Genomic DNA, 10,799 nt, shown 5'->3' with positions numbered 1-10,799 from the left:
TGAGCTTCATCTCTCTCAAACTGAATCTTCCTGACCGACTTTTGCAAGAGGTCTAATCTTGCTATTGCTAGACGCGGCTTTGGCAGTACGCGAAGAAGCACTAGAACAAGCAATCAATCAAGCTCAGAAAAACTTTGAGTCTCAATGGAAAATTAGCTCAAATAGTTCGATTATCATTGAGCCTACTTATCCATCTGAGGTTGCTGGTTTACAAGTCATCGACTATTACCTGTGGGCTGTACAGCGATGCTATGAACGCGACGATGACCAGTTTTTTCTGCCCCTTGCCAAGAAATATAGACTCATTATGGACTTGGACGATAATCGCAACAAACCTTATGGAGAGTGGTATGGCGATCGCAATGCATTAACTCTTGAAAAGCTAAAAGGGGCTAGGTCTAAGTAGAATTACTACTTGGACATACGGCATGAAGCCGACGTTCGCCCCTCTAAATACTATTGTACAGTATATAAATATAACCATTCAAGTCCTCACCTATAAAAGGCTTGGGCATGATGCCAGAATCTCATCAGCCATTTTTTCCTCTGTGGAATGGGCAGAGGTTAACAATACTAGAAAAAACTTGATTGCAAGGTGACTCAAACAGATGTGAATCAAAACGGGGCAATGCCACAAAGCAGCGAACCAACTTATTACTCCCTGCTAGGACTGCATCCCTGGGCATCGGTAATTGACATTCGTCGCGCTTATCGGCAACTGAGCAAACTGTATCATCCTGATACTACAGACTTGCCGACTGCGATCGCCACTCCCAAATTCCAGCAAATCAACGAAGCTTACGCTACCCTTAGCCATCCAGAACGCCGGTTAAGCTACGATCTAAAAATTGGCTATTCCCGTTTTGGAGTGATTCAACCACCCCCTGATTTGAATCATCCCGTTTCGCGTTCATATAACTGGTCAAAATCAGCTTACCTCGATGCAAGCGATCGCCCCTTATCATCTGGCGAAATCTTTGCTTTATTTATGCTGGTGTTAACATTTGTAGGTTGTCTGTTATTAGCAGTTGCCATTGGCTTAACTCGTGGCGAGGCTGCTTTCCAAACCCACAAGCTGCAATCATCTGCATCTGTACAACAGCAGATTACCTATCTGTCGCAACTAATTACCCATCCGATTATTAAAAATTAAACAATTTCCTAATCCAAAATCTAAAATTCCTATGCTTCTTCTTCCCTCTGATACTCCCCTATATAATCATCCCCTGCCACAAATTGAGCAGTGGCTAAAAGACCAAGGCTGTCAACAAGACGAAACACAAAGGCATTGCTGGCGTGTGCAGCGACCTAATTGGCAAGCTGAATTATGGCTCGATGTTGAACAAATTGTAGTGCGATATGTCCAATCTGGGGAAAATGGCCAAGATATTCAACGCTCATTCAAGTATTCTCTTAGTCGGGATGATGTAGAACAAGCTGTGTTTTCTGGGCCATAAGGAAGTATTAATGAATTAGATACATATCCTACATATCCTAAGAATAATTCCAGGTTTGGTAGTACTCGCTCAACTGTTTTCTACGGACTAAAAGTTTAGCCTGACGGGAGTAAGCAAAATTATCATCAATTTGAAATACCTACTGATAAACCTGAGTTTTACCCAAACAGGAACCAAAAGCTATCATTCCCGGCTTGACTTCGTAGCGTCCACTCATGAGAGAAAGTAACAAGCTGCACTATCAGAGGCTTCGACTGTCCTAGCTATTTATTTGGAAATACAAGTGCTGATATACGTCTTTACAATACCCAATGACCAATGACCAATGACTAATGACTAATAATTAATTTCTTTCCACCCATGCATGGATGCTATACCTTTTGTAACCCATTCGATCGCAATTGGGGGAGCTTCTGATATTAAAATCCCAGGATAAACTGCTGCACCCCAATCGGGATGAATTAACACACGGCATTGATTTTTAATCACTGGATAGTTGAGCAAAGCTTTGACAACTGCTGTGTCGTCGTGAGGAACTGCTCCTGGATGGGAGAGTAAAGGATAGCCTGTACGAGGGTCAATCAGGTCAGTTAAATAGCCGCGATCGCGCAAATTAAATGCTAAATCACAGCCAAATCTCATAAACTTTTCTCGTAAGCGTTCTTTCTCTAACTCTACTTCTGCTGTCTTTTCGACTAATTGATAACGCGATTGCTGTAAAACAATCACTACTCGTAAAAATGGCTGCTGCCGTTTCCAATCTGGTAATATCCGTTCGCAGTTGGCACAGATATATTGACTGGGAGCATGAATTGAAATTTGAACCGCTTGTCCTGTTTCGCCAACTAAATTAATGGGACAGGCTTGCTCCGAAGTGTAAACTTTGGGATAGTTCACTAAATTGATTCGGCTTATACAAGTTTTTTGATTTAATCTACGGTATAGATGATAGCTCTTAAAAGTTAAGAAAAATCATCATTTTCCTATAATATGTTACTTTTTTTGGAAGCAGTTACTAATAATTTGAGAATTTTAATCCGAATTTTATCCTTTATTAACCTGTTCTGATGGAATTTGCTGCGATCGCTGTAAGCATTGGCAGAAATGCAGCTTGTGGCAGACAAGCGATGCCTATGGCGGGCTACCTGACACAGTAGCCGGAACGGTAGCATCATCGTTGCCACGGAAGTATTTAAAACCAAAAGGGATGAGTATCCTGACTCATCCCCCCAACTTTTGGGAACTCTCTATTCCCCAGTAAGTGAGAGTGAAAAATCAAGCGATTATAGTTATCTTTTGAATAGGATACAAGCAAATCATGGGACATGGTACGATCTACCTAGTACCTATCAGGAAATTACCGTTAGGGTTAAGAGTAGTTCTGACCAATCCCAATTAGGAATTGAAATAATTCAGATATGGCTACTGACAATACACTTACCAAAAAACGGATTCGACTCAGAATTCCTAAAGATTATCACCAGGAACCTGTTATTTCTCGCCTGGTGTCTGACTATGGACTGATTGTGAATATCACGGCAGCGATTTTGGGAGCCAATGCTGTTGGAGATGGTTGGTTTGACCTTGAACTACAAGGAACAGATGCACAAATTCAAAGCGGATTAACTTATCTCCGCGATTTGGAATTGGAAGTCTGGGATGATACTAAAACAAATGATTGGTAAGGGTTATAGCAACACAAACAGTTTACTTACAGCAGTTTGCAAGCAAATGAAGTACAAAATGCAGAACTCCAAATCAGATATAAACAGTTTCTATCTCTGCCTTCTGCCGACGCTCTCTACGAGACGCTGCGCGTAGCTTGCAACTCTTACAGAGTAAGCGGACTCGCTACCGTTGCGCTATCGTACCTCCTGCCTCTAAACCCGCAAATCCCCGACTTCGTTAAAAGTTGTTGGGGATTTTGTTTCTCATCAATGATTCAAGATTGTTGTAGTGTGTCTACAAAAGAATATACCAAATCCCGTTATCATTTTGATGTAAAATACGGTATTTTCCCTCAAGAAATTCTAGCATTCTTGGAAAATTTTTGTTGATAGTAGGCTGCTGAATATAATCAATAAAGATATAAGGAGGCTTAGATGAATCTAACTCTTCTAAAAGTTTTGTCCATTGCTCAGGCAGAAAATATTCAAGTGCCCAACCACGTATTGATGTTGCCTGAGTCCGATTGGAGAAGTAGTAAATAGATGGATCGCCAGCTACATAAATCTTACCAGGAAGATTTCCTGGTTGGGAGATAAATTCAGCCTCTGAACGAAGAGATGGATATTTTTCTCTAAAAACAGTCTGATATTTAAATCGTGTATCTTCAGCTAAAGCAAAGTTATTATTAACCAGAACAACACTCTTTTTTATAAGAGTGTTTGATAAAGGCAAGAAAAACAAAAATATCAGCAGGATTGTAGTAAATGGGGAACTCAATTTTTTTAAAGACTCCCATAAAACATCTAATCCTTTAGTTGCTAAAATACCTAAAGGTACAAACAATAGTAAATAATGGTATTCCCAAAATGCCCCACGTTGTAGAACAATTACACCCCAAGCAAAAATACACCACATTACAAGTAGCAAAGTTAATATATTTTTAGACTTACGCAATGATACATTTACTGCAACAGTAGCGGCTAAAAGTAGAGGGTAAAAACGATTTAAGAACCATTTTATTCCTGCAAAAAGCCCACTTGGGTCAAATTGGGAATTAGCAACAATTCGAGGTGGATATAAAAAGAATGTTTGATACAAAATTGGTAAACTATTAAACCAGGCAAAATAGCTAACAATAAATAAAATAGGAAATGTAATCCCTATAAAAATTGGAATAAATATTTCTACAAAAACTTTTTGAATTTGCTCTTGCTTGATTAGCACAGAATATATTAAAATAGTTAGCCAAAATGAAATTAATATTAGCAGAAGTATTAATTTAAAAATGAGGACAATTCCACCAATAAAACCTGACAGCAAAAGTAGAAAGAATCTTTGCTTTCCTTCATATTTGAAAGATTGATAAGTCAGCCAAAGACAAATGAACAAAGGAAAACTAACCAGTGCTTCCACTTGAGTAAGATGCCAAGGCTGTGAAACACTATAATAAACGCCAACCGTTAACAAAGGTACTAGACTTGCGATTATCGGATGCCGAAAATAGCTTTTAAGACTCAACAACAATACTATAGACAGAAACACCATGTAAATAAGTTCAAAGAGATGGATACCAATCTCATTAAAACCAAAGAAAGTTCCCGCTAAAAAGTAAAAGTAAAAAATTCCCGGTTGCTTCACATCCCAAAAATCACGATAGAGTACCTTTCCTTGTTGCATCTCCAAAGCACCTAGCCTAAAAAATGCTTGATCTCCGTCAAATGGAAAAGGCAAATGTATAAGACCAATAATCACAATTGCAATCAAAACTAGAAAGTCAATTTTGTTTAATTTACTAATATTAATCATTAGCTTTTATAATCAAAAATTAAGTTAATATCCTACACTGATTAATATCCTAACAGGATAAAGAGCAAGGCAATTTTAGGATATGAACTTAAAGTTTAAAGTTTTTGCGATCGCGTCAACACTGACTTTTCATTTTATTAAAAATTAGCTGAAGTACCAAAAATATTTAAGTAAGTAGGCAGCTATAAATTAAAGGATGTTAAGTAATGTAAAAAAACATATTTTTTCTCTACTTTGAAGGCTAAAGCCTTCAAAGTAGGTCTAAATGGGGATTCTGCTTAACTATCTATATTGATGCAATACCCAGTTTCCTATCTGTTATATCTGTCGTTTCTATCATATCTGTCATATCTATCGTTTCTATCGTATCTGTCATATCTGTCGTTTCTGCGATCGCCAACTGAAAACTCAGCTCGGCAACCATTTTTCACCCAAATACGATTTCTTCGATAGCCCCAATTTCCTCTACAACTGGTGTTAGACAATTGCCTGACAAGCCTGACTCTGCCTCTTGTATCTACCGAACAAGTATTCCTTCGATTATTTTGGCTTGAACAAGTTATTATCTCCTGAGCCGAAGCTGGGGCAGCAATACTCAAAAGTGTACCGATACCAAGACTAGCAACCAGAAAGGTCGCAGCAATTGTGGGAAGGCGCATAATCATAATAAAATGCTAGATTTCTTCCAGATTTCAGAAACAAAAACTATAGTAATTCTAGCAAATTGCATTCAGAGCCCATGAATAAATCAGATTCAATGCAAAAAATATTTGTACTCCGAACTTCATCAAAGACAACAGGCTTTATCAAGCAGTTAACCTTTGTAAGGGTTTGAATTGAGCTTTTTTAAATGTTCAATCCTGTAACAACCTCACTTTCATTGCCGTTGATACTCTTTAGTCAAAGGTTAATAAATAGCCTATTGACTTCTTTCTGCTGCTGAAGATAAATAAGACTTTTTAACAAAGTCATCAGATTTTTTCTCAGTTGCTTTCTTAATTGAGAGTTTGGGTTGCTATTCAATTACCGCTTTGCTCCCGGCAACCAAGGAAACGCCCAAAATTACAAATACAACTCCTACAATGCGGGTTGGACTCGCCGCATACTTAGTAAGTCCGAGGGCGCCGTAATGATCGAGGAAAAGTGCTGCGATCATCTGACCTGTGATCGTGAGTGCGAGTGCAAGAGCAGCTCCAATCTTGGGTGTGGCGAAAATGGTTGACCAAACATACAAAGTACCTAAACAGCCACCAATCCACATCCACCAAGAAGTTTGCGAAAGCGAAGTCAAAGCAGGAAGAGGATATCGCGCCAACAAGCAGATGATGAGGGATGCTAACGTACCTGCAAGGTAGGAAATGAATGTTACCTGCATTGATTGACCTACATAGCGTCGCAGTAGGGTGTTAAGGGCGACCTGAACAGGATTATGATGAGACTATTGGCATAAAATTTTACTCCTCATAATTTTTCAAACATCCTCTAAGACTTTGGTTTATAAGTCGAAGCAACGTGTAATTCTTTCAACTGTTTAGCATCTACACTTGAAGGCGCATCTGTTAACAAACAACGTGCTTGTTGTGTCTTTGGAAAAGCAATGACATCCCGAATAGATTCTTCTCCAGCTAGCAACATTACCAAACGATCTAAACCGTAGGCGATGCCACCATGTGGCGGTGTACCATATTCAAATGCTTCTAAGAGAAAGCCAAATTTATTTTGTGCTTCTTCAGGAGATAAACCGATCGCTTCAAACACTTGTTGTTGAATTTCTCGCTGATAAATCCGCAGACTTCCGCCGCCAATTTCTACGCCGTTAAGTACCAAGTCGTAAGCTTGGGCGCGTGCAGTCTTTAAGTCGCTCAAATCATCAGGATGTGGTGCTGTAAACGGGTGGTGTAGTGCTTCTAGGCGCTTTTCGTCAGCATTCCACTCGAACATCGGGAAATCTGTAATCCACAGCAAGTTGATTTTTTCTGGATCGATTAAGTCAAATTCTCTAGCGATCGCTTGTCGTAATCTATCTAAAGTTTTATTAACTGTAGCAGCATCACCAGCCCCAAACAATAGCAAATGTCCAGCTTTTGCACCTGTACGGCGTAAAATTTCTTGTTTTTGTTCTTCGCTTAAGTTGTCTTTTATCGCCCCAATAGTATCAATTTCGCCATCATCCCTGACACGGATAAAAGCTAAACCTTTAGCACCGGCTTCGCTGGCTTCTTTAAATAAGTCGCCACCTGGTTTAATGCGGACATTAGAAATTACATCGTTACCGTTGGGAATGGGGAGGATTTTGACGATACCACCATTGGTAACAGTATCCCGAAAGACTTTGAAACTAGAGTCTTTGACGATATTTGAGACATCAACTAATTCCAAACCATAGCGTGTATCTGGTTTATCACTACCGTAGCGTTCCATCCCCTCAGCATAAGTAAGACGGGGGAAAGGGCGCTGTAACTCAATGCCTTTAACTGTTTTGTAGATATGGCAAACTAAATTCTCGTTTAGTTCGATAATTTCTTCTTGGGACATGAAGCTCATTTCCATGTCCAACTGCGTGAATTCTGGTTGTCTGTCAGCGCGTAAGTCTTCGTCACGAAAGCAACGAGCAATCTGATAATATCTGTCTAAGCCGGATACCATCAGCAATTGTTTAAATAGCTGGGGTGATTGCGGCAAAGCATACCACTCACCAGGATTGACGCGACTGGGTAGAACGTAATCCCGCGCTCCTTCTGGGGTAGAACGGGTAAGGATTGGAGTTTCGACTTCGATAAAACCTTCCAAATCTTCTAAATAACGACGCATGGCTTTGAGAATTTGATGACGCAATTGCAAATTTTGCGCCATGCGTTCGCGTCGCAAATCTAAATAACGATATTTCAGCCGTAAGTCTTCCCGCACTGTTTCGGTGTCAGCTACAGAAACTTGGAAAGGTAACTGTTTGCGAACAGCATTGAGTAGTTCAATTTTATCGGCGTAAATTTCCACCTCGCCTGTGGGGATGCGGGTATTCAACGATTCTTCAGGACGTTGTGTTACTCTACCAGTGATTTCGACAACATATTCATTTCGCAGGGTGTTCGCATATTCGTAAGAATCTGGGGTGCGTTGCGGATCGCTGACGATTTGGACAGTTCCAGAGCGATCACGTAAATCTAAAAATATCACACCACCATGATCGCGGCGACGGTCTACCCATCCGTAAAAGGTAACAGTTTCTCCAATATGTTCTTTTCGGAGTTCGCCGCAATAGTGAGTTCGCATAAGTCTTAGTTATTGTTTCCAGGCTAGATTGGCAAGAAAATGTCAAAGCCTTCCCATTATCTAGCATCAATAGTAATTGTAGTAGTTCTGGTGAAAGAAAAAATCAAATAATCTCACACTATATTAGGACTTACGCATTCACAGAGTAGTAAAATAATGCGTATTTGAAATTGGTGTCGTCTACTCACAGGGTTTGGACAATAAGTTGCGCTCATTTTTCCATTCATGGATGATAAGCAGTATCAGCAAAAAACCACCCTTGGATATGACACCTGCTACAAATCGTTCAAACGAACCCCCAAAGCTGCAACGCAATACACTGCAATTACGCCATGCAGTCGTCATGGCAGTCGCTGCGATGTCTCCGGTGGGAGCCATCTTTTTTAATACCATTCCCCAAGCGGGACTCGTCGGTGCAGCGATGCCGTTGTGCTACATCATTGGTTTTGGGGTGGCTCTGCTGGTTGCCGATCAAATCAGCATACTTGCAGCCGAGTTCCCCACGAGTGGCTCGTTGTATACCTTTGTGACTCAAGGATTAGGAGTGCGCTGGGGCTTTCTCGCTGGCTGGTTGAGTTTAATTTCCTTTGGTGTAGCTATTGCCTTTGTCTTTCTAGTAATGAGTGCGAATTTTCAAGATTTGTTGCTGCACTGGTTTGGCGTACACCTAAACTGGACATTATGGTATTGCTTGTTCGCTTTGATCGTCGGGGTAGTGTGTTATCGCGGCATTCGCTTTTCGCTGCAATTGGATCTGACGCTATTGATGTTTGAAGTCGGCGTTTGTCTGTTGCTCGCGCTCATCGTGTTGATGCAAGCTGGCAAAACCGGACAACTGACACTCCTACCCTTCACGCTGACGGGACTACCACAGCACAGTAACCTGGTTGGCGGTGTCATTTTGTCCATCCTCAGTTTCATCGGGTTTGAATCGGCAACCACCTTGGGTGAAGAAGTTCAAAACCCCCGACAGTCAATTCCGAAAGCGACGCTGATCACCCTAGTTTTAGTCGGCATATTCTATGTACTGATGTCATACGTGGCAACGCTGGGATATGGCATTCATAACATGGCAGCCTTAGCCCAAGATGCTGCCCCCTTCGATACGATTGCGCGTCACGTTTGGGGCAATGGGTTCGCCTTATTAATTGATTTTGCCGGAATTATGGCTGGATATGCCAGTGCTGTTGCCTTTCTCAACGCTGCTGCTCGGATTGTTTATGCCATAAGTCGAGAAGAACTATTTCCCCGTTGGTTAGCGCACATTCATCCCACCTATCGCACACCGACAAATGCCATTTTGGGGTTGAGTGGCAGTTCTGCATTTGTAGGGCTGGGATTGGGAATGCTGTGGACACCGATTCAAGCGTTTGGCTTTCTAGGAATAGTCTTAACGCTGGCTGCCCTAGTGATCTATGGATTGACTAGTTTGGCGTGTTTTCGATATTTCTTGACAAAACGCCGTACTCAGTTGGAGCAAAACTCTACGAATCGCTTTGGTTGGTTGCGTTATGCTCTGCTACCTTGGCTGTCGATAATTGCGATTATTGGTGTTCTAGTTGGCAACCTTTATCCCTCTCCACCAGCACCGCTTCACTTAGCACCAGTTGTCGTCTTAATTTGGCTATTCCTGGGCATTGGAGTGTTAAGGTTCCTGCAAACTCACAAACCCGAAGCTATTCGTCAAGCAGGTAGACTATTTGTCGTTGATGAAACTGAAACCCTCAGTTAGAACAATGTAGTACAGTCTCTTAATTAAAATAATTCGTAATTCGTAATTCGTAATTCGTAATTGAATTAGTTAGGGATTTAAACTCCAACTAATTTTAGACCGCTAATTTAAAAAAATTTAGCGCGGTGTTCCGTTCCTTTTAATTACAAATTATGAATTAGTAATTATTGTTGAAAGTAAAGACTTAGTACAATTTTGCGTAAAAGCGTAGCGTTTTTAATGCAGGGGGATGCATTAACAATGCGGCCGACGCATTAACATTGTATCGGGATGCAATGGCATTGCAGCGGCACGCATTAACATTGTATCGGGACGCAATGGCATTGCAGGGGCACGCATTGGCATTGTATCGGGACGCAATGGCATTGCAGGGGCACGCATTAACATTGTATCGGGATGCAATGGCATTGCAGCGGCACGCATTGGTATTGTATCGGGATGCAATGGCATTGCAGGGGCACGCATTGGCATTGTATCGGGATGCAATGGCATTGCAGCGGGACGCATAAACATTGTATTGGGATGCATTGGCATTGCAAGGTATCGCCAAATTTAATTCGCTACAAATTAATGAAATGCTGTACTCAGCCACAGGATCAACTTTTTGTCAATGCGTAAGTCCTAGACAATATTCAGCTATTTTGGTTGATTAGGACGATTTTCTTGAGGAGAGGCTCCGCCATCGGCAGGAGGATGAGGTGGAACACCTAATGCGTCGATCAACTGTTGTTCAGTAACACCCAGCTTTGCCGCCGCCGCTTTTAAATCAGGTCTGGGTGGGCGCTGAGTGCGATCGCCTGGATTTGGAGGATTGGCAGGAACTCCCAACGCCGCCTTTAACTGTGCTTCTGTAACTCCTAACTTTG

The 10,799-nt window shown here is 41.3% G+C and carries 11 protein-coding genes and 3 pseudogenes; 6 read left to right on the top strand and 8 right to left on the bottom strand.

Annotation, left to right across the window (positions count from 1 at the left end):
• The first annotated feature begins 58 nt into the window (after positions 1 to 58).
• The 3 genes from ACFE93_RS32195 to ACFE93_RS32185 all read left to right on the top strand — a co-directional run bounded on the left by ACFE93_RS32195 (position 59) and on the right by ACFE93_RS32185 (position 1,457).
• A complete protein-coding gene (locus tag ACFE93_RS32195; protein WP_375479797.1) occupies positions 59 to 406 on the top strand; it encodes a hypothetical protein in 348 nt (115 codons plus the stop codon).
• Positions 407 to 628: 222 nt separating this feature from the next.
• Positions 629 to 1,153: a J domain-containing protein gene (locus tag ACFE93_RS32190; RefSeq protein ID WP_375479799.1), complete on the top strand. Its 525-nt coding sequence runs from the start codon at positions 629 to 631 to the stop codon at positions 1,151 to 1,153.
• A 31-nt stretch (positions 1,154 to 1,184) separates the two neighbouring features.
• On the top strand, positions 1,185 to 1,457 hold the full coding sequence (locus ACFE93_RS32185) for a DUF3143 domain-containing protein (protein WP_375479795.1): 273 nt from the start codon (positions 1,185 to 1,187) through the stop codon (positions 1,455 to 1,457).
• A 336-nt stretch (positions 1,458 to 1,793) separates the two neighbouring features.
• Here ACFE93_RS32185 and ACFE93_RS32180 read toward each other — a convergent pair whose 3' ends face one another.
• Positions 1,794 to 2,354 (bottom strand): methylmalonic aciduria and homocystinuria type D protein, encoded by a 561-nt coding sequence (locus ACFE93_RS32180; RefSeq protein ID WP_375479793.1) that lies wholly within the window; start codon positions 2,352 to 2,354, stop codon positions 1,794 to 1,796.
• Between the two features lie 214 nt (positions 2,355 to 2,568).
• Between ACFE93_RS32180 and ACFE93_RS32175 the strand changes: the two genes are divergently transcribed.
• Positions 2,569 to 2,718 carry a hypothetical protein gene (locus ACFE93_RS32175; RefSeq protein ID WP_375479791.1) on the top strand — a complete coding sequence of 50 codons (150 nt, stop codon included), beginning with the start codon at positions 2,569 to 2,571 and terminating at the stop codon, positions 2,716 to 2,718.
• A 157-nt stretch (positions 2,719 to 2,875) separates the two neighbouring features.
• Positions 2,876 to 3,142 carry an NIL domain-containing protein gene (locus ACFE93_RS32170; RefSeq protein WP_104905604.1) on the top strand — a complete coding sequence of 89 codons (267 nt, stop codon included), beginning with the start codon at positions 2,876 to 2,878 and terminating at the stop codon, positions 3,140 to 3,142.
• Positions 3,143 to 3,419: 277 nt separating this feature from the next.
• On the opposite strand, the gene ACFE93_RS32165 is transcribed toward ACFE93_RS32170, so the two are convergent.
• From ACFE93_RS32165 to aspS, 5 genes and pseudogenes are all read right to left on the bottom strand, one after another.
• Entirely contained in the window at positions 3,420 to 4,931 is a 1,512-nt protein-coding gene (locus tag ACFE93_RS32165) for a hypothetical protein (RefSeq protein WP_375479789.1), read from the bottom strand.
• Positions 4,932 to 5,217: 286 nt separating this feature from the next.
• On the bottom strand, positions 5,218 to 5,355 hold the full coding sequence (locus tag ACFE93_RS32160) for a hypothetical protein (RefSeq protein WP_375479801.1): 138 nt from the start codon (positions 5,353 to 5,355) through the stop codon (positions 5,218 to 5,220).
• A gap of 4 nt (positions 5,356 to 5,359) precedes the next feature.
• Positions 5,360 to 5,590: pseudogene (locus tag ACFE93_RS32155) on the bottom strand (DUF3011 domain-containing protein); the annotation flags it as partial.
• A 356-nt stretch (positions 5,591 to 5,946) separates the two neighbouring features.
• Positions 5,947 to 6,345, bottom strand: a pseudogene (locus ACFE93_RS32150) (DMT family transporter); the annotation flags it as partial.
• A 68-nt stretch (positions 6,346 to 6,413) separates the two neighbouring features.
• Positions 6,414 to 8,201 (bottom strand): aspartate--tRNA ligase, encoded by a 1,788-nt coding sequence (gene aspS / locus ACFE93_RS32145; protein WP_375479787.1) that lies wholly within the window; start codon positions 8,199 to 8,201, stop codon positions 6,414 to 6,416.
• A gap of 265 nt (positions 8,202 to 8,466) precedes the next feature.
• Here aspS and ACFE93_RS32140 point away from each other — a divergent pair, with 265 nt between their 5' ends.
• A complete protein-coding gene (locus ACFE93_RS32140) occupies positions 8,467 to 9,933 on the top strand; it encodes an APC family permease (RefSeq protein ID WP_375479785.1) in 1,467 nt (488 codons plus the stop codon).
• A 234-nt stretch (positions 9,934 to 10,167) separates the two neighbouring features.
• On the opposite strand, the gene ACFE93_RS32135 is transcribed toward ACFE93_RS32140, so the two are convergent.
• Positions 10,168 to 10,461, bottom strand: coding sequence for a hypothetical protein (locus ACFE93_RS32135; protein ID WP_375479783.1), 294 nt, complete (start codon positions 10,459 to 10,461; stop codon positions 10,168 to 10,170).
• Positions 10,462 to 10,569: 108 nt separating this feature from the next.
• Positions 10,570 to 10,799, bottom strand: a pseudogene (locus ACFE93_RS32130) (hypothetical protein); the annotation flags it as partial.

The organism is uncultured Nostoc sp., from assembly GCF_964247315.1.
GTDB lineage: Bacteria > Cyanobacteriota > Cyanobacteriia > Cyanobacteriales > Nostocaceae > Nostoc.
The sequence above is the reverse complement of the archived record's forward strand: the minus strand, read 5'-3'. Positions and strand labels throughout refer to the sequence as shown.

Excerpts from the sequence above, each read along its gene's own strand:
- ACFE93_RS32140 (WP_375479785.1), top strand. The coding sequence starts at position 8,467 with ATGACACCTGCTACAAATCGTTCAAACGAACCCCCAAAGCTGCAACGC.
- ACFE93_RS32185 (WP_375479795.1), top strand. The coding sequence starts at position 1,185 with ATGCTTCTTCTTCCCTCTGATACTCCCCTATATAATCATCCCCTGCCA.
- ACFE93_RS32135 (WP_375479783.1), bottom strand. The coding sequence starts at position 10,461 with ATGCATCCCAATACAATGTTTATGCGTCCCGCTGCAATGCCATTGCAT.
- ACFE93_RS32165 (WP_375479789.1), bottom strand. The coding sequence starts at position 4,931 with ATGATTAATATTAGTAAATTAAACAAAATTGACTTTCTAGTTTTGATT.
- ACFE93_RS32170 (WP_104905604.1), top strand. The coding sequence starts at position 2,876 with ATGGCTACTGACAATACACTTACCAAAAAACGGATTCGACTCAGAATT.
- aspS (WP_375479787.1), bottom strand. The coding sequence starts at position 8,201 with ATGCGAACTCACTATTGCGGCGAACTCCGAAAAGAACATATTGGAGAA.
- ACFE93_RS32160 (WP_375479801.1), bottom strand. The coding sequence starts at position 5,355 with ATGGTTGCCGAGCTGAGTTTTCAGTTGGCGATCGCAGAAACGACAGAT.
- ACFE93_RS32190 (WP_375479799.1), top strand. The coding sequence starts at position 629 with ATGCCACAAAGCAGCGAACCAACTTATTACTCCCTGCTAGGACTGCAT.